The organism is Chryseobacterium sp. ON_d1 (genome assembly GCF_006829085.1).
GTDB lineage: Bacteria > Bacteroidota > Bacteroidia > Flavobacteriales > Weeksellaceae > Chryseobacterium.
This window is the reverse complement of the sequence record NZ_BJTC01000011.1, coordinates 170201-189412: the sequence shown is the minus strand read 5'-3', so window position 1 is coordinate 189412 and position 19212 is coordinate 170201. Positions and strand designations below refer to the sequence as shown.

General features: G+C 36.3%; 20 protein-coding genes. 2 read left to right on the top strand and 18 right to left on the bottom strand.

What is annotated here, in order from left to right; all coding sequences use genetic code 11:
* Positions 1–23: 23 nt before the first annotated feature.
* The 10 genes from CRS_RS18015 to CRS_RS17970 all read right to left on the bottom strand — a co-directional run bounded on the left by CRS_RS18015 (position 24) and on the right by CRS_RS17970 (position 8797).
* On the bottom strand, positions 24–1049 hold the full coding sequence (locus CRS_RS18015) for a hypothetical protein (protein ID WP_142725359.1): 1026 nt from the start codon (positions 1047–1049) through the stop codon (positions 24–26).
* 9 nt (positions 1050–1058) lie between these two features.
* Complete coding sequence (locus CRS_RS18010) at positions 1059–2585, bottom strand: NAD(P)/FAD-dependent oxidoreductase (protein WP_228451289.1); 1527 nt, start codon at positions 2583–2585, stop codon at positions 1059–1061.
* 37 nt (positions 2586–2622) lie between these two features.
* Positions 2623–4137 carry a polyamine aminopropyltransferase gene (locus CRS_RS18005; protein ID WP_142725357.1) on the bottom strand — a complete coding sequence of 505 codons (1515 nt, stop codon included), beginning with the start codon at positions 4135–4137 and terminating at the stop codon, positions 2623–2625.
* Positions 4130–4345 carry a DUF350 domain-containing protein gene (locus tag CRS_RS18000; RefSeq protein ID WP_142725356.1) on the bottom strand — a complete coding sequence of 72 codons (216 nt, stop codon included), beginning with the start codon at positions 4343–4345 and terminating at the stop codon, positions 4130–4132. Before CRS_RS18000 ends, CRS_RS18005 begins: the two co-directional genes overlap by 8 nt.
* Positions 4346–4357: 12 nt before the next feature.
* Positions 4358–4552 (bottom strand): hypothetical protein, encoded by a 195-nt coding sequence (locus CRS_RS17995; protein WP_172617105.1) that lies wholly within the window; start codon positions 4550–4552, stop codon positions 4358–4360.
* Positions 4549–6006 carry a DUF4178 domain-containing protein gene (locus CRS_RS17990; protein ID WP_142725355.1) on the bottom strand — a complete coding sequence of 486 codons (1458 nt, stop codon included), beginning with the start codon at positions 6004–6006 and terminating at the stop codon, positions 4549–4551. Before CRS_RS17990 ends, CRS_RS17995 begins: the two co-directional genes overlap by 4 nt.
* 2 nt (positions 6007–6008) lie before the next feature.
* On the bottom strand, positions 6009–6368 hold the full coding sequence (locus CRS_RS17985) for an S-adenosylmethionine decarboxylase family protein (RefSeq protein WP_142725354.1): 360 nt from the start codon (positions 6366–6368) through the stop codon (positions 6009–6011).
* Positions 6369–6389: 21 nt separating this feature from the next.
* Positions 6390–7313 (bottom strand): citrulline utilization hydrolase CtlX, encoded by a 924-nt coding sequence (gene ctlX, locus CRS_RS17980; protein WP_142725353.1) that lies wholly within the window; start codon positions 7311–7313, stop codon positions 6390–6392.
* A gap of 55 nt (positions 7314–7368) precedes the next feature.
* Entirely contained in the window at positions 7369–7776 is a 408-nt protein-coding gene (locus CRS_RS17975) for a four helix bundle protein (RefSeq protein ID WP_172617104.1), read from the bottom strand.
* A 106-nt stretch (positions 7777–7882) separates the two neighbouring features.
* Complete coding sequence (locus CRS_RS17970) at positions 7883–8797, bottom strand: dimethylarginine dimethylaminohydrolase family protein (protein WP_142725351.1); 915 nt, start codon at positions 8795–8797, stop codon at positions 7883–7885.
* Between the two features lie 291 nt (positions 8798–9088).
* On the opposite strand from CRS_RS17970, the gene CRS_RS24515 reads away from it, so the two are divergent.
* The gene (locus CRS_RS24515) at positions 9089–9253 is read left to right on the top strand and encodes a hypothetical protein (protein ID WP_172617099.1); all 165 of its coding nucleotides are present in this window, start codon (positions 9089–9091) and stop codon (positions 9251–9253) included.
* A gap of 36 nt (positions 9254–9289) precedes the next feature.
* Here the strand turns inward: CRS_RS24515 and CRS_RS17965 are convergent, their stop codons facing one another.
* The 3 genes from CRS_RS17965 to CRS_RS17955 all read right to left on the bottom strand — a co-directional run bounded on the left by CRS_RS17965 (position 9290) and on the right by CRS_RS17955 (position 13140).
* Positions 9290–11464 (bottom strand): TonB-dependent receptor domain-containing protein, encoded by a 2175-nt coding sequence (locus CRS_RS17965; protein ID WP_142725350.1) that lies wholly within the window; start codon positions 11462–11464, stop codon positions 9290–9292.
* 80 nt (positions 11465–11544) lie between these two features.
* A complete protein-coding gene (locus CRS_RS17960; protein WP_142725349.1) occupies positions 11545–12606 on the bottom strand; it encodes an AraC family transcriptional regulator in 1062 nt (353 codons plus the stop codon).
* A gap of 156 nt (positions 12607–12762) precedes the next feature.
* Complete coding sequence (locus CRS_RS17955) at positions 12763–13140, bottom strand: helix-turn-helix domain-containing protein (RefSeq protein WP_142725348.1); 378 nt, start codon at positions 13138–13140, stop codon at positions 12763–12765.
* Positions 13141–13216: 76 nt separating this feature from the next.
* On the opposite strand from CRS_RS17955, the gene CRS_RS17950 reads away from it, so the two are divergent.
* The gene (locus CRS_RS17950; RefSeq protein WP_142725347.1) at positions 13217–14035 is read left to right on the top strand and encodes an alpha/beta hydrolase family protein; all 819 of its coding nucleotides are present in this window, start codon (positions 13217–13219) and stop codon (positions 14033–14035) included.
* A 46-nt stretch (positions 14036–14081) separates the two neighbouring features.
* Here the strand turns inward: CRS_RS17950 and CRS_RS17945 are convergent, their stop codons facing one another.
* The 5 genes from CRS_RS17945 to CRS_RS17925 all read right to left on the bottom strand — a co-directional run bounded on the left by CRS_RS17945 (position 14082) and on the right by CRS_RS17925 (position 19206).
* A complete protein-coding gene (locus CRS_RS17945; protein ID WP_002983296.1) occupies positions 14082–15368 on the bottom strand; it encodes a citrate synthase in 1287 nt (428 codons plus the stop codon).
* 84 nt (positions 15369–15452) lie between these two features.
* Positions 15453–16745, bottom strand: coding sequence for a phosphopyruvate hydratase (gene eno / locus CRS_RS17940; RefSeq protein WP_142725346.1), 1293 nt, complete (start codon positions 16743–16745; stop codon positions 15453–15455).
* Positions 16746–17025: 280 nt separating this feature from the next.
* Complete coding sequence (locus CRS_RS17935) at positions 17026–17814, bottom strand: sensor histidine kinase (RefSeq protein ID WP_142725345.1); 789 nt, start codon at positions 17812–17814, stop codon at positions 17026–17028.
* On the bottom strand, positions 17811–18449 hold the full coding sequence (locus CRS_RS17930) for a hypothetical protein (RefSeq protein WP_142725344.1): 639 nt from the start codon (positions 18447–18449) through the stop codon (positions 17811–17813). The genes CRS_RS17935 and CRS_RS17930 overlap by 4 nt, the downstream gene beginning before the upstream one ends.
* Positions 18450–18453: 4 nt before the next feature.
* Entirely contained in the window at positions 18454–19206 is a 753-nt protein-coding gene (locus CRS_RS17925; RefSeq protein WP_142725343.1) for a hypothetical protein, read from the bottom strand.
* Between the last annotated feature and the right edge of the window lie 6 nt (positions 19207–19212).

The following is a 19212-nucleotide window of genomic DNA, read 5'->3' as shown; positions in this document are numbered from 1 at the left end:
GATTTTAAACGTTCCGGACAAAGTTAATTAACTTTTTTCGGTTTTCTCCAAATAAAGCCATCCAGAAGATAATGAGTAAGCTGCGGAACAACCAATAAAGGAACCAGAAACTGAAAGAGATTTTCTGAGACCATCATATTCAGGGAAAAGTGCTCATTCCAGATAAGCGTTTCCCACAAAAATTCTTCGAGAAAGGCAAACGATAAAATGACTCCAACAAATAGGAATATTCCTGAAAAGGATTTAAAAATCTGCATCCGGTTCAGCTGCTGATTTTCTTTTTGCTTTATTTCCCGGATATAAATCAATGCTATATAGGGAATCCCGTGAGAAACTACATTCAGAAAAGTAAACAGAAGATCATTGTTGAAGTAAATAATTCCAAAATACCAGGAAAGAAAAGTTCCGGCGATCAACACTGTTTTAGGAATATTAATCCGTTTGGATTTAAAAGCTTCAAAAGCAGTTTTAAAAAGCCAAATGATCAGGATTGCAAAGTAGATTGCAGTAAGTAAAGGAATGTAATCCGGAAGATTCTGAAGCCAGTCAAACTCATTGTTTACAAACCATGTAAAGGCTCGGGGTGTTTTAAACCAATACAACATCGGATAAACAGTCGCGGAGTAAACAGCAATCTCATCTATTTTTTTACTCCAGTTGTTCGGTTCAAAACGGGCATAGATCCTCATAAAGCCGTACTGCTGCCTTATAAAATGAAAAACGGCAATCAATGCCAGTACTGACCAGAAGATCAGACTACCCAACTGGAACAGGATCATTCCCAAGATCAAGCTCAAAACAGGAATTCCCAGATACAGCAGCTTATTTCTCTGTACCTCTCCTTTTACAAAATAGGTTTTAAACAGAGTGGAATAAACGTGGGCAACATCAACAAAAACAATCAGGAAAAGCCATGTGTAAAAGGAATAATGATTTTCCAGTGTCTGAATCTGTTTCTGAAAAAGAAAGATAATCAGCAGCACCAGAAAAGGTGGTGATAAAATAAACCACCAGTCTGTTTTTGCATTATGTATCCACGGCTGTTTCATAGTATTATTTTACATCATTTGTTCTGCAGTCCGGAGCCCCTGATAGAAAGCTTCTTCAAAAATAGAGATTCCTGAAAGATCGGAATGGGCAAAGAAAATTTTACTTTCTATCGGTTCTTTTGCTTTTCTGGTTTCTTCTCCAAAAATCTGGTTAGGAACAGGAGCGATCATCGCATGCCCTATTTTATGAAACTGCATTTCCAGAATGAAATCTTCTATCAGCGGATGTGCTTTCTTCAGATCATCCAAAACTAAATCTTTCAGTTCAGATTCCTTCATGCCATAGAGCTTTTTCCTTGCTTTTCTACAGTCTGAAGTTGAAAAACTTTTATAATGAGTAATCACCTTTTCACCGATAATCTGGTTGAGATTCTGATGCTGATCAAAAATATACCCCAATCCTGAAGAACCGTAGATCACATTATCCCAAGCCAGCTCTTCATCTCCTCCGAATTCATTTTTCAGCGTAATGGTGGTTAAAAGCCAGGGCACATAATGAAAGGAAGATGCTTTTTTATGATTAAAAATTCTCTCATTCACAAACTGCGGTGTGGCAAACAGTACTTTATCGGCAATGATCTTCTTGGTTTTCTTTTGGGTATTATCAAAACTTAATACCTCAACTTTATCATTGATTTTTACATCAAAAACCAGATTTCCCGGCACATGTTTTCCCTCGGTGAATTTTGAAAGATGTTTTGCCAGTCTTGCATTTCCTTCCGGCCATGTGAATACCTGATCTTTATATATTGTGCTCCAGTTATTCTTTCTTCCGGCAAAATAATGTATTCCTGCCCATGCAGAAACGTAGTCTATTCCTAATCCGAAATCATCTCTGCAGGAATAATCCAGAAGCCATAGAAGCTCTTCAGACCGGTAGTTGTTTTCTGTCAGCCAATCTTTAAAAATTACCTTTTCAAGCTTTAAAACCTCATCTTCTCTGCTGGAATCATGTACGGGAATAGCAAACCAATATTTTCCCTCCGCATCCTTCTTTACACGGAACTCATCCATCAGCTTAAAAAAGCGGGTAAGCTCCTGCTGAGTTTGTGCTGAAATTCCTCTTTGGGGAACAATATCGTTCTGCCAGGAATTTTTATAAAATAATCTTTCCTGCTGTGGAAATGTCATTTGGTATTCATCAAGAACAGGTTCTCCGTTTTCTTCTGCTCCCAGGCAGATTTTACATTCTTTCAGGAAGTTGATGATTTCTGTATTTTCTTTGTTCGGTAACGGTAAATAATGGGCGCCCAAAGGAAATTTTGAAAATGAGTTCTCTCCATTGGAGGAATTGCCGCCAAGATGATTTTCCATTTCCAGAAGAAGATAATCACTTTCATTATGCTGGCTGAAGGATCTACACGCCGAAAGACCAGAGATTCCGCCCCCGACAATAAGATATTTAGTGTGGATAACTTCTGAAAACTGTGGAAAATCTTTTGCCCAAAGCATATGCCCTAAGACATGATTCGTTCCGGTGACCTTCAGCAGCAAAGCTTTAACTTTCTTTCCGCAATACTGCAAAAAGGGAAGCATAAGACTACCTAAAAATATAGTTGTGAGAAAATCTTTTCTACTGTACTTTCCCCCACTCTTCATCGAAATATCGGACTAATATCTGGTTATCCAGACGGTTAACTTCTACGTCTTTCACCTTCATATCTTTATTGAAATAAGACATCTGTGAAAAGTTGTAATCATAATATTTTAAGCCAGGCAGCTTTCTGTAGATCCTGTTGTTGACGGGTTCAAATGAAGCCATAGAAAATCCCCATTCCCCAAAAGACGGAACGTAAGTGTGATATGCTGCTGTAAAAGGAAAAATCTGATGGATTGTTTTTTCGATACACCAGAAAGATTTCGGGGCAAAATACGGAGAGGTGGTCTGAACTACAATCTTGGTATCAAGAGTTGTCAATCTCTCCAGTTCTTTATAAAACTGTAAGGAATAAAGTTTTCCGAGGCTGTAATTGGACGGATCCGGAAAGTCTATGATAATGACATCAAACTTCTTTTTGTTCTCTTTTACCCAGATGTAAGCATCTTTATTGATCACTTCCACTTTAGGATTGGAGAAAGAACTTTGATTCAGTCTGCGCATGGTTTCATTGGTTTTGAAAAACTGGGTCATCTCTCCGTCAAGATCTACAAGTGTTACTTTTTTAACATCTTTATATTTTAATACTTCTCTTGCTGCAAAACCATCACCGCCTCCAAGAATCAGGACATTATCTATATTTTTTGCCATCGACATTGCAGGATGTACCAAAGCCTCATGATAACGGTATTCGTCTATGGATGAAAACTGCAGGTTGTTATTTAAATATAAACGGAATTCATGAGTGTTTCTAGTTAAAACAATTCTCTGATAAGGAGAGCTTTTGGTATACACTACATTTTCACCATATAATTTTTCTTCTGAATAGGATAAAATAGTATCTGAGAAAATGAAAAGTCCTAAAAGAAATGCAAATGCTGCAAGAGATTTTACTTTGAGCGATAGTGGCTTTGATAATTCCTTTGTAAGATAATAGCACAGGAATATCGCAATGGAAATATTAATCAATCCGAAAAACAAAGGGGTTTTGACAATTCCCAGCTTCGGAATCAAAACCAATGGAAACAGAATAGATGCCAGTAATGCTCCGATATAATCGAATGCAAAGACATTTGAAACTAAATCTTTAAACTGCACCCTGTCTTTTAAAATATTCATCAGAAGCGGGATTTCCACCCCAACCAGACATCCCGTGAAAAAGACGAAAAGGTATAAAACACTTTCAAAATGGGCGAGCGTATTAAACAGAATAAACAGCACAACAGAGCTGATTCCGCCTACAATTCCTACAAGGATTTCGATCTCAATGAATTTATCAATAAGATTTCCTTTGATGAATTTTGCAAGGTAGGACCCCACTCCCATTGAGAACAGGTATACTCCGATAATGAAAGAAAACTGCTTTACAGAGTCTCCTAAAAGATAGCTTGCCAGCGCTCCGGCCACCAGCTCATAAATCAGTCCACATGTAGCAATGACGAATACTGAAAACAATAAAAGCAGCTCAAGAGGAATCCTCTTCTTATCCATGAATTGCAGCGCTTATAATCATTGAAATTCCGATAATAAATGCCCCGAAGACAATAGCAATTGCTATATTTTTATTCTGGGCGATCTCGTGCCATGTTTTTTCAGGAGTCAGTTTTTCAATAATGAAATAACATGCAAGCAAAATGGCAATTCCTAAAAATGAGTAAAGAACCGAGTTTAGTATGGGTAAGAAATTGATGTTGTCCATAGTTTTATATTTTTATTTGTGATAATATCTGTAGAATCCTACTCTGGAATGACTTCTTGTAGTTCCGTCGCGGTATATTTCCGTTTTGGCACAGTCGCAGACCTGATTTCCCTGATAGGTAAGGTATACAAACCAGGTCATGAAAAACCCTCCGATTAAACAGAGTATCCAGTTTTGTCTTATGTAATGTAAAATATTAGTTATCATGATGTGGCATATGGGGTGTTTGAACTATTTTTCCATTTATTCACATTAAAGAAATGTCTTCCTATCCACATCGCGACAAAGAGTACAATCATTATGAATAAAATGAAGCCAAAGTTCCAGAATGAAACGGGAAGCCAAGTTGCTTTGAGCTGTACATAGGTATTGCTTGAAATGGGGTCTGTGGAAAGTTTAAGTGCTTCAGAATTAATCAGGGAATCCAGCTTTTGAGTTCCGAACGATGCTTTAGCAAGTCTGGTTACTTCCGAGGTATCTTTTTCCAGCGTCTGCCCGTCTGTAAAAGTCTTGGTCTGTACCTTGAATATGTCAGTAACCTCAATTGTTCCTGATTTATCCCGTGATATCATGACCTTTGAATCGGACGATGTAAGGCCTGAAAATGACGGCAAGCCTCCTTCTTTTTCAGCTGAAATAATGAAATGATATTTTCCGGAGCCTACCCCACACAGGTTAAAATCTTCAGACTGGCTCCCTTCTGACCAGCTTTCTCCATCTTCGTAACCATGATACTGTTCAATATCTTTGGAGGTGTAGATGATTTCATTGGTATTCTCATTCACAAGGCTTAGCTGAACATTCGCCCAGGAATTATCAACACCTGAAAAAGCATTCACTTTTAATGGGGCCGAACCTCCGGAAAGGGTAAAGCTTTTGCTGACCAATTCTTTATCTTTTACATCTGCAAAATTGATGGTCTCTGCAAAAACGGTTTCGTTGGCTCTTGAAGTGTAAACATACATTTGAAGCAAACAAATCATTAATGCCGCCACACAAAAGATGTTTACAGCCTGTCTGATATCGAAATAATAAGGCTGAACGATCCCTATTCCTGTATAATACGGCAGGTTAGTTATTTTAAAAGCTTTCTTTACTTCATATTTTGAAATGTGGACTCCATAGAAATACTGGCTTTTCCTGCTGGTCTTCTCCTGAGAGATCATACGGGTTCCGTTGACATATTCTTTGTAGGTAGCAATACTGAAATCCAGATGCTCATCAAAAAAACCAGCTGCGGCTTCAATACTGCATTGAGAGTTTTCGTACCATCGATAGGTTCGCCCGAGATAGGTTGGGAATGCTGAATCTTTACTTTTAAAATCATCAGCATCTATAGGAATCAGGAAAACCCAATGCCCGTCACTTTCACTCAGGAAAGCATCATTTCCTTTACTGTCTTTTAAATAATATTCGCGCCAGAAAATACTGGAACCATATTTCCTGACGATAATGGCAGCAACAGTATATTCTACCTCTCCGATTCTTCCTTTTTGTCCAACATCTAAAACAACATTTTCCGTAGGGACTTTCAGATGTTTAATTTTTTTGTTTCCGGCAACATCAATGAGATAAGAACAGGTACCGCAAACATATTCTTCAACAGGAAAGGTGAGATCTAATTTATTTTCTGATTCGCATGCTGGGCAGACATAGTACATTTTTATCTGTAAATTTTGTGTTTTTGAATGGTATTAGCTTTAAAATACTGAACCACCTCATCTGCAATCTGCTCTACTTTCTGGGTATTGTCCTGAGTATAATTACAAAGGAATACATCAAAGGTAAGCTGTTTAAATTCCGGCCACGTGTGGATACAAAGATGTGACTCTTTCAGAATGACTGCGGAAGTAAAACTCTCATTTTCAAAAATATGATTGGTTACTCCTACAATTTCTACATCTTTAGTTTTCAGAATATCTTCTGTAAACATCAGAAAACCTTTGCTGTCTAATAACAAATCTTCTGACTCTGTTTCCAAAGTCAGAAGAATATGTAAACCTTTACCTGATAATGGGTTCAATTAATTTTTTTGGTAAATATATTATTTTTTTGGAAGAAAAACCTCAGCAAGCATACATCTTGCGCTTCCTCCACCATTTACTTCAATGGTATTCAGGTCTGAATAGATAATTTCACAGTATTTTTCAATGGCGGCTACCTGTTCTGGAGTGAGAGACTGGTAAGCGGTCTGGCTCATCACCAAAAATTTCTCACCCTCTTTGTTCTGAACCTGAAGCATGTTTCCCGCAAACTGCTGCATCTGTTCTTCCGAGATCTCGATGATTTCTTTTCCCGAGCCCTTAATAGTTTCCACTACTTTTTCTCTTTCAAGCTCATCGTCGATACAGTCAAGACAGATTACGACAAATTGATCCGCCACACACATCATTACATTGGTGTGGTAGATAGGAAGCCTTTCCGCTCCTACCGTCTGAAATGAGTGGAAAACTACCGGAGTGAATCCGTATTTGGTACAGAATTCTCTAAACAGTTTTTCATCCAGTCTCAGAGAAACAGAGCCATACGCAATTTTATTATCATGATCGAAGATCATGCTTCCTGTTCCTTCCAGAAAATGTCCCTGAGTTTCAGAAAATGACCAGTCATCAATTTCAGCTACTTCAAATCCCTGAGCTTCGATGGTTTCAATAATATCTTCCCTTCTTTCCACTCTTCTGTTGGAAGCGAACATCGGATATAAAACCACCTTTCCATCTTTATGGAAACTTACCCAGTTATTGGGAAAAATAGAATCAGGAGTATGCGGATCCGGAGTGTCTTTTATGGTAATCACATTGATTCCTTTCCCTCTCAGCTTTCCGACAAAAGTATTAAACTCTGCCAAAGCTTTTGACTGGATATCAGAACCTGTCTGTTCTACCTGGAAATAATTGTTTTTCGCTGTTTCTGCGTTGTAACCGAATGCAATCGGTTCTATCATTAATACGGTATCTGTTGTTTGCATTTTTATTAAGTTTGAGAGTGTTAGTGTATTAGAGTTTGAGTGCCTGAACAGCATTTTACAAATTATTCTCTTCTTTATTCATTGAAGAAAATGAACACCATTTTTCTGACTGGCTCATCATATTAACTAACATTCCTATTATTTGGTTGTATTTGTTGTGCAAATTATTGTATTGCTCGTCATTCATATAATTGCAGGCAAAGGCAAACTGAAGCCATGTTTGGGTTTCTCTTGCTTCTCCTTCCGAATCTGTAAGCTTAGCGATGAAGGATTTTTCATATTTTCTTTTTCCCCAGGCCTCGCTAATATTTGCTGTTACAGATCTTGATGATCTTCTTATCTGATCTGTAAGGGAGTAAAGTTCTTCTTTTGGAAATGATTTTGAGAGTTCATAAATCAGCTGTGCTGTTTCAAATGATTGTTGAAAAACTTTTAAATCCTGATGAAATTTAATTGTCGACATACCCAAATATTTTTTTAAAATTAAAAAAATATTCAAACCCACCAACACTCTAACTCTCAGACTCTAAAATGCCGTCACTCTCAAACACTAAAACTATCCCACTCAATTACTCTCTCACAAGCGGCATTGTAGAACATCTCAACAATCCACCCATTTTGGAGATTTCTCTGTAAGGGATTTCTTCTACTGTCATTCCCCATTCATTTCTCAGGTGGTTATTCATTCTTGTGAATGCTTTGTCTGAAACCACTACATCAGGAGAAATGGAGAAAATATTCGGGAACATTTCAAACATTTCTTCATCATTGATATGGAAACAGTTTTCTTCTCCGAAAATATCAATGATCAAACGGTAGTCGCTTTCGTCTACAAATCCGTTTTTATAAATGATGCATTTGTCTTCTCCTACCGGATTAAATGTACAATCCAAATGCAGAATCCCTTCAAAAGGAACCTTATCGTTTTTCTTCAGTTCCAGATCAATGATTCTTTTCTTTGGAAAATATTCTTTTAAAATTTCAATGGCATACTCATTCGTTCTTGCCGTTTTATAGTTTCTGTAATCTTCGCTGAAGCAGGTTCCGATGAAAATAAAATCATTCCATACAATCACATCTCCTCCTTCGATATGTGCAGTTTCCGGAAGATTGATGATCTTTCTCCATGCTACTTTCTCAAAAACGCTCTTGTAGGCCTCCTGTTCATCTGCTCTGTCTGCGATCACATTGGAAATGATCATCTTATCATCTATTACAAAAGCTACATCTCTTGAAAAAACCTGGTTATAGTCTTTGATGATACTGGGACGCAATACTTCAACGTCATACTTTTTTAAAACCGCTTCAAAAGCGTTCATTTCATTGATAATATCCTCTTCTTTAGGATAAATATTGTGTTCGATTGAGTAATATGACTTTGCGTCATAACTTTCCTCTAGTGTGGGAACCGGTCCCAATGAATTAGGCTGGCCTAGAACTACTGATTTCAGTCTGCCCGTTTCGTTTTTAATGTTTAGTCTCATAAAGATTTATGCAATACTACAAATATAAGTAAAGGTCTCTACCTGTAAAACTTTTGGATTATTTTATGCATTAAATTTGATTGTCAAAACCAACGCTCTTCAACAAAATTTCCTTGTATGTTCAGCCAACTGTAGTGAATAGCTCCAAAAACATCTGCAACTTACTATTTTCCATCTGCATAAGAACAAAAAAACAGATAATTATATTATTTAATTTCCTATATTAGTGATATAATTTTCGCGAAATTATATACAATAAAAACTTAACTATTAACACCAAAAATCAAAGTTATGAACAAGAACAATCCGGTGCTGAAAAACGCACAAAAATTAGGAAGAGACCAACAAAAATCTGTAATGGGAGGCGCTCCAATCTCAACAGTCAAAAGATGCTGTGAATGGGATGACACAGGAAAATGTTATATCTGGACATGCGACAGATGCCAATGCCCATAATAAAATTAAAAGCCGGTTTTTTTTAAGCCGGCTTTGTTATCTGGTTCTGTTTTCTTCTTCCGTCTTCTGGGTCTCTTTGACCTGATATTTTGAACTTCCTATGTTATAACTGAGTGAAAATACCAGCCTGCTGCTGTCCCACCAATGGGTAAAACGGTTATCCATAATCTGCTTATGCCTGAATTCCAGTCTCTGATCGTAAGAATCGAAAAGATTATTAAAACCTATTTTTGTGTTCAGTTTATTATCAAACCATGCCTTTTGCACTGATACATCTACAGTATATCGTGGTTTAATACTATAAAGACTGTTTCCTGTTTTAGATTCATAAGCACCAAATACATTTACAGTAAATCCTTTAGGAAGCGAAAATACCTGATTGATCCTCACTTCGTAATTATAAATATTCAATGCAAAAACCTCATCCAGATAGGGCCTGAATTCATAATTGTAATACCCTGCAATCTGGCTGGTCATATTCCACCATTTTGTTATCCTGACCGGAAAACTGGTTTCCAGCGTAGCAAAATTCCGATACGGAAGATTGGTTCCTAAGTATTCCAGTACATTTGTTTCCGGATTGTAAAGAGGATACCGTGTCATAACATCTTTTTCTTTCCCGATAGTAAAACTTATCACCCAGTTTTTATAACGATAGGTCGCTTTAATCTGACTGGTAAAGGAAGGCAACAGATAGGGATTACCTATCCAATAGTTTAACGGGCTGAAATAAAACCTGAAGGGATTAAGCTGTGAAAAAACAGGTCTTGTTATTCTTCTGCTGTAAGACAGAGAAAGTTCACTGGATGTATTAAAAGTATAGCTGGCACTCAAAGACGGCAGCCACTTCAGATAGTTTCTGGAAACCACAGAGTCCGCAGTAATCGCATTTGAAATACTGTTTGTATTTTCAAATCTTAACCCTGCATTGATCTGAAAGCCTCCTATTTTCTGTCTGTATGCTAGATAACCTGCCCAAATCTTTTCTTTGTATGAAAATACATTACTCCTCGAAGGATCAAAAACGAACTGATTTCCTGCAGATAATGTATCATACCTGATATTGTTTTGAGTGTCTGAATTGCTGTATTTTACTCCTGCTTCAAGATCTGTATTACCCATTTTCTGTGAAACATCGATCTGAGCAGTATAGATATCTATTTTATTAATCAAGTCAGATTTCCAATACGAGAGAAGATTTTCTGTACCCCTATCTTTATTGATGAAATCATCATTTTGTTTATTTTTAACTGAAAGATAATTTCCTAAGAAACTAAGCTTAAATCCCTTATTTTGGAAAGAATAATCGGCTGTCACTCCATAGTTGTCCTGAGAATAATCTGTAGGGTTTTCACTGACAGTATTCAATACCGGTTGGGTTTCAGTTTTGTCAGTGGTATAAAGTGATCCGTTGCGTATTCTGTCATTATTCCGAAAATTACCTCTCATATTGAGGCCAAACCGATTCTTATCATTCAGTCTGAAGTCTGCCCCTGCCAGGACATTGTAAACTTCTCCAAACTCTTCCTGGTAGGTTTGGGTACGCATGATATTGGTATTAGCCAATCGCTGCAAGGCGTGATAACGGTAGGTTGAAACTCCTTCATTATAGCCTGCCTGCAAATTGTATGTCACTTTACCTGTATGATAAGAAATATTGAGTGCATTTTCCCGATAGTTGAATTTATTAATGTATATATTGCCATTATAACTTGCTTTCCAGCCAAGGCTGACATTCTTTTTCAGTTTAATATCAATAATTCCTTTAAATTCCGCATCGTATTTAGAAGACGGATTGGTATTCACCTCAACCGATTCAACCATTTCAGGGGACAAAGACCGCAAATAGGCCTGCAGCTCATGATTGCTCATAACAACAGGCTTCCCATCAATAAAAACGGCGGGAGTAACCCTGCCTCCAATAAGGATTCCATCTTCCTGGTCCACGGTCACGCCAGGTGTTTTTCTCAAAACATCCAGAAGATGGGCAGAGGTTTTAAAATCTTTGTTTCCTGCAACAGAAAGTACAAGATTGCCATTACTCAGTTTCGTTTTTCGGGCAGCTGACTGAATAATGACTTCTGAAATATTTGTTGTTGAAGATTTTACCTCAGAAAGAGAATCCGGAATTTTTACTTTAGCAGCTTCCTGCGCTTTTCCAAAAATTGACAAAAATAGCAGAAGCAGCAGAAGCCATAATTTGATGATCATAGATTTTAAATTTTATGAAATCAAAAGTATGGGCCTGGAGTAAAAAAGCGGTTTTGAAATTAAAATTCCGCAGTACTGAATTATAAATTTGAACTCTGAAACCTAGTGTCAGTAAAGGTTTGCGACTGTTTATACAAAAGAGGGGTTGTATTTTTAATTTTCTTGAATGTAGAAAAGAAAGTCGATTTGGAATTAAATCCCACTTCATATCCTATCTCTTCAATTTTCAGATAAGAGCCGCTTTCTATCATTTCGCAGGCTTCATTGATTCTGTATTCATTGATGTAGATAGAAAAACTTTTACCCAGATTATCATTCAGCAGCTGTGAAAGCTGATGGGCAGAAATATTCATTCTGGATGCCAGATCATTCAACTTAAGGTTGGGGTTTTTATAGAGTTCTTCTGTATGCATCAAACGCTCTAATCTGGACGAAAAGCTATCGGCCTGTTCTTCGGAGATCTTTTTATTGGAGTATCTGCCGGCTTCTTTCACCGGAAGCTGCTGATATTTTTTATTGAAGAAAATCAAAAAGTTAGCATACAGCACAAATGAAAATACCAGGCTTCCTCCTGCACAGTACATCTTTACCCAGCCTGTTGAGATCAGCTGATATGTCAGGAAAATGATCACATTGCTGATCAGTACCGGAAGAACAAATTTGTTCGGGCTCTTGTGATTTTGTTTTGAAAAGTTATAGTACTGATAAACTGTAAGGAATACAAATATAGACCAAATGGTATAAATAAATGTTCCAAAATAATGTTCCCATGTAACAGGGAAAAGCAGATATAATAAACCGACAGCTCCTAAAATTAGTGTGAGCATTCCAAACCATTTCTGGCAGCTTTTCCAATCAAACTGTTCTTGAAGGAAGGAGGATCTCACATAATAATACAGTGCCGGTCCGGTAAAAAATAAGGCAGACAGCCCCAAATGCGGAATAATTCTTGGTAAATCAGGATAAAAATAGATGCATACAGCAATTCCTACTCTGGTGCTCAGCATCAACAAAAGAAGTCCAAGGAAAAAATCCGGGAGATATTTCAGTTTTCTAACAAACAGCAGATAAATGCCCAGCAGAAGTCCATTGAATGCTCCTACTGCACTGAAGAAAAATAGCATCTGTTGTCCGAAAGTCATGATAATACAGTTATTTATTTTATACAATGGGAACAGCAGTAAAACAGCTTCTTATAATACCTGATTATTCAATCATCCGGCTTTGAGCTCCCAATAATTTCATAAAGGTAAAATTAATAAATTATTGAATTCAATTTCAACAACATATATATTTTTCTAAGAAATATTACAGATCAATATCTCTTTTCCATCTGCATATTCTTTGCCCCATTCACATAAGTTTTTCAGAATCGGGATAAGGTCTTCCCCTTTATTTGTAAGTACATACTCAATTCCGGCAGGAATAGTATCGGGAATTTCTTTTTTAATAATAATTTTATGGATTTCCAATTCCTTCAGCTGCCTCCCCAGAACCTGTTCAGAAATATTGGTCAGTTCTTTCTTTAAAAGATGAAACCTGTTATTTCCCTCTGATATCGAATAAATAATTTGTGACTTCCAACGTCCACTGATGACACTTACCGCGGAATTCAGTTCACAAATACCGAACAAAAACTGTTCGTTTGCCGCATTGGTTGAAGTTTCTTTTCTCATAATTATCACTCACAATTTTGTTCGTTATTGTAATCCACAGACAGCTTGCGGAAATTTACATTAAAATTACAAAATTATGAGTACAAAAAACATCCTGTTGATTATTGGTCTTGTGATGAGCCTGCAACTGATCAAAGCACAGGAAAAATGGATTTTAAAATCCGAATTTATATCAAAACCGGATACGGTATTTATTTTCAAACCTAAAACCTATAACGAGAAAGGAAAATATCCCTTAGTATATTTATTACACGGTTATAGTGAAAATTATCTTCAATGGCCACAAACAACCGATCTTCAGAGGTTATCTGATCAATACAAAATGATCATTGTCTGCCCGGATGGATTTACAACATGGTATATAAACAGTCCTTATGATAAAGGGGCAAGAGCTGAAGATTTCTTTTTTAAGGAACTGGTTCCCAAGGTTCATAAAAACTTCAATATTGACAAAAAAAATATTTTCATCAGCGGGTTGAGTATGGGAGGTTATGGTGCTATCCGATATTTTCTGCTTCATCAGGATTATTTCAATACCGCAGGAAGCACAAGTGGAGCTTTTTCTCTGGATCCTGACATTATGAGGAACGCGAGCCTGCAGTTCTTTAAAACAGAAAGGATTACTTATGATCTGAACAAAATATTAGGTTCACCGAAAGAATGGAAGCAGTATAATATTTCAACATTGCTAAAAACCTATAATAAAGGGAATCCTTTTTTAATAGATTGCGGTTCGGAAGATATCCTTTATCCTTCCACCATTGAAATAAAGGATATTGCTGATAGCCTGAAAATTCCCATTACATTTATTTCTCAGCCGGGGAATCATAATACAGAATATTGGAAAAACTCCATTGAACATCACTTTATTTTTTTCAGACAACATGTTAAATAAAAAATCCCAAAGCAAGCTTTGGGATTTTTTATGGTATAAGCAAATATTATCTGCTTGCGATGTCGATATAGTTTCTTTGCTGAGCGCCTTGGTAAACCTGTCTTGGCCTTCCGATCGGATCTCCTTTCAGTCTCATTTCTTTCCATTGAGAAATCCATCCCGGAAGTCTTCCTAGTGCAAACATTACAGTAAACATTTCTGTAGGAATTCCTAATGCTCTGTAGATGATACCTGAATAGAAGTCTACGTTTGGATATAGTTTTCTTTCTACGAAGTACTCATCTTCAAGCGCAACTCTTTCTAACTGCATAGCAATGTCAAGCGCTTTATCCTGGATACCTAATGCTTTAAGGATATCGTCAGCAGCTTTCTTGATGATTTTCGCTCTTGGATCGAAGTTTTTGTATACTCTGTGTCCGAATCCCATTAGACGGAAGTTATCGTTCTTATCTTTAGCTTTAGCAACATATTTAGATACGTCACCACCATCTTTCTCGATAAGCTCAAGCATTTCGATTACAGCCTGGTTAGCACCACCGTGAAGTGGTCCCCAAAGTGCGGATACCCCTGCAGAGATAGAAGCAAAAAGGCCTGTGTGAGCAGAACCTACCATTCTTACAGTAGAAGTAGAACAGTTTTGTTCGTGGTCTGCGTGAAGGATTAATAATTTATCTAAAGCATTTACTACTACCGGATCGATTTCGAAATCAGCGTTTGGTAATCTGAATGCCATTTTGTAGAAGTTTTCTACATAGTTCAGGTTGTTATCTCCGTGGTTTAATGGCAAACCTTGAGTCTTTCTGTAAGTCCATGCACAAAGGTGAGAGAACTTAGCAATCATAAGCTCAGCAGCATGATCCATTTCTTCTTTAGAGTTTACGTTAACAGCTTTCGGGTTGAAAGCAGTCAAAGCAGAAGTTAAAGAAGATAAAACTCCCATAGGGTGAGCAGAACGAGGGAAAACATCGATGATTTTTTTCATCTCGTCTGCAATAAAGTTATATTTTTTAATGTTGTTCTCGAAAGAAGTATACTGATCCTGAGTAGGCAATTCTCCATGTAATAAAAGATACATTACTTCTGTGAAGTTAGATTTTTCAGCAATCTGTTCGATTGGATAACCTCTGTAGAATAATTCTCCTTTATCTCCGTCTAAGTAAGTGATGTCGCTAATGGTAGCCCCTGTATTTTTGTAACCTAAATCCAGAGTGATCAAACCTGTCTGGTCTCTTAATTTTGAAATATCAATCCCTCTGTCTCCGATAGTACTATCCACGATTGGATATTCATATGAATTACCTGCGTAATTCAATATTACTTTGTTGTCTGACATTATTTATTTATTTTTTTTAAATATACTACTTTCCATAAAATACGGCAAACAAAAATTATCGCTTGCCGTTATTTATAAATTCGATTATCTTTTGATTTTAAATGCCTCTAAACCTGGGAAAATTGCAGTTTCACCAAGAGCTTCTTCAATTCTTAATAGCTGGTTGTATTTTGCCATTCTGTCTGATCTGGAAGCCGAACCTGTTTTGATCTGTCCGCAGTTCATTGCAACCGCCAAATCAGCAATGGTAGAGTCCTCAGTTTCTCCTGATCTGTGAGACATCACTGAAGTGAATTTGTTGTTCTGAGCCATTTGTACAGCAGCCATTGTTTCAGAAAGAGAACCGATCTGGTTTACTTTTACAAGAATTGAGTTAGCAATACCTTCTTTTACTCCTCTTGACAATCTGTCTACGTTGGTTACGAATAAATCGTCACCTACCAGCTGTACTCTGTCACCGATTTTATCTGTTAACAGTTTCCAACCTTCCCAGTCATCTTCCTGCATTCCGTCTTCGATAGAAATAATCGGGTATTTGGCAGCCAGTTCAGCAAGATAAGAAACCTGCTCTTCTCTTGATCTGTGAGCTCCTTTATCCCCTTCAAATTTTCTGTAGTCGTAAGTTCCGTCTTTGTAGAATTCTGAAGCAGCACAGTCTAATGCCAGCATGATGTCATCACCAGGTTTATACCCTGCTTTTTCAATCGCCTGAAGTAATGTATCCAAAGCATCTTCAGTTCCATTGAAGGTAGGAGCAAAACCTCCTTCATCTCCTACTGCTGTAGAAAGGCCTCTTCCTTTAAGAATTGATTTCAGGTTATGGAAAATTTCAGTTCCTTTTCTTAATGCGTGAGAGAAAGAATCTGCTTTTACCGGCATGATCATGAATTCCTGGAATGCGATAGGAGCATCTGAGTGAGATCCTCCGTTGATTACATTCATCATTGGAACAGGAAGTGTGTTGGCATTTACACCCCCTACATATTTATAAAGAGGCATTCCCAATTCTGCAGCTGCAGCCCTTGCCACTGCCAAAGAAACCCCAAGAATAGCATTAGCACCAAGATTTCCTTTGTTTGGCGTTCCATCAAGATCAATCATGATCTGATCAATATAATTTTGTTCGAAAACCGGCTGTCCAACCAGATTCTCTGCAATTACTTCTTTTACATTTTCAACAGCTTTCAGAACTCCTTTTCCCTGATATTCTGAACCACCATCACGTAATTCCACCGCTTCGTGTTCTCCTGTAGATGCTCCTGAAGGAACTGCTGCACGGCCCATGGCCCCGCTTTCTGTAAATACATCTACTTCAATGGTAGGGTTACCTCTGGAATCTAAAATCTGTCTTGCTTCTATGTAAGAAATTGCACTCATTTTTTAATTTTTTTAGTTTAGACAAATTTAATCAAAATTTAACTTTCAGGGGTATTTCAAGCTATTTTTTTGAGATAATTCCAAGTTAAATTTTAGTTAATTTATATTATGATAATCCTGCAATTTCTTTGTGGAAGATCCGGGATTTAAAATAAGAAAATCATAACCAGAAAACTCACTCTTGAAAGTGAGTTTTTATCCTGTAAAAGTTTCAGAGCTGTTAATTCTGTATGCCAAATTTCTTCCTTAAAACCTATGGGTCAATTACACAAAAGGAGTATTATAATATTACTTTGAAAATGAGACAGGTTCCGGCACCTTCCGATATAATTTTGCACTCACCAGACAATTCACCCATTCTTCTTTTCATATTCCTGAGTCCATTTCCTTTTGGCTGGTCTTCAGGAACGCCAATTCCATTATCCGAAATCTTCATAGAAAATATATTCTTTTCCTGAAGAAATGAAAGTTTCAGAGTGCTGGCATGGCTGTGCTTGTATACGTTATTGACTGCTTCTTTCAGGCATAGAAAAAGATTCCGTCTCAATTCTGTAGAAATCGGGGTGTCACTCATGATATCTTCACTTTCTGAATGCACCACTATTGTTGTTTTCTTTAAAAAATTTCCGGTGTAAAGAATAGCGTAATCGATAAAGCTTCCCAGGGTATCATTTCCGGAATTCAGGCTCCAGAGCATTTCCCGCATAGAGATATTCATTTCTTCTGAAGTTTTCAGAAGTTCATCAATATCGCTCTGCAAATCTTCATCTTCTGCTTTCTGTTTCAGAAATTCTGCCTGAAGTTTCAATGCGGAAATTCCTGCGCCGAGATCATCATGCATGTCATGGGAAATACGCTCACGCTCCTGTTCCAGTATTTTTTGTTTTTCGAGTTCTTTTTGGAGGAGCTGGTTTTGATGTTCGGATTCTTTGAGTTGTTGCTGCTGAATAAAAAAAAGCTGTCTTTTATTATACAAAACAACAATTAAGACAATAAAGGCAACAAATAACATCATTATTGAAATAGCAATAATATAAGCTAATTTTATATCATCCTGAATATGTGTCATAAATTAATTTGTTTTTCATATTTAATTAATGATAAATAGAACATACTATACATGATGATATTGATGATATTTTGTCCAATTTTTAAAAATTGAAGAAACTCGTTATCATTTTTCGCAAAAAAAAACATAGGTGTTACTCTGAAAATAAAGAAACAACTCCACATTAACAAGGCTGTTGAGATCCAAAATGCAGGATCATCAGTAATCTTATATTTATCAAAAAAAGATATTTTTTGATAATACCAAAGCAAAGAAATAATGATGTAAAATAAAGTAACTGTTATTCCTACCTTTTTATCAAAATCACGTCCTAAGAAATTAGTAAAAAATAATATATAGCTAAAGGAAAGTAACGTCACCAATGTAGATATTTGTTTTAAAGAATATTTAAACCTAAAGGAATAAAAAAAATGAAAAAACACGATACAAAATATAAAATACAGGTGATATTGAAACCCTACTTTTACATCCGGATTTAATTGATCTCTAATAAAAGAGAACCATTCATTAATAAAAGTTAATAATAAATATATAAATATATAATTCTGGGCAGAAAAAGAAGATTTTCTACCCAGATTGAAAGATTTTATTAAAGGGAATAATAATACTATTTTATAAATAATTCCTATTAACATTTCATTAAGGTTTTAAATCACCTGCGTCATAATAACCTTCATAGTAATCTTTCTTCATTTGGGTATTTGTATGATGTATTCTATCTTTATCTTTTATGTATACCACCAATCCTATTCTAAATTTCTCTTCTGCTTCTTCTATTTCTTCCACTTCTTCTTTACAAATTAACTCGAAAGTTAATTCATGTTCAAATCCATTAAACATGTGAATATTTGCCATCTCATAGGTTATATAATTTGTCAGCTTTTGTTTGGAAGAGTCACTCTCAATTATAGTCCCTATTCCATTTTTATATTCATAGATAATATTGCTAAACTGAATAGCCTTATCTAATAAATTTGCTCTTCCTCCATTACTTATGAAATAGGAATTATCTGTTTCTGAATCATAGCTTCCATTATTTTCATAGTCTTCTATATCTGAAAATCTAAGTATCAATCCTAAATCATTTCCACCAGGTAGTTTTACATTGCAGAAAAAGAAATGCAGATATCGTTTGTTTTTATTATCATTTACAATCCTATTCATCTCATCTGCACTAATCTTAAAATTATTTGTAAAAAAAGGTTCTCCACTTTCGGGATCACAATACTGCGCTACGAATAAATATTTTGCATAATACACTTTTACATAATGCCATGGGAGTACAGTCCTTGCGACATTTGATTCTTTTAAAAAAATATTTTCTAAATTTTCCAGATTTACAAATTGTAAATTTTCAACTTCATTCAATAGTTCTTGCTTAAGTCTTTCCATGATTTC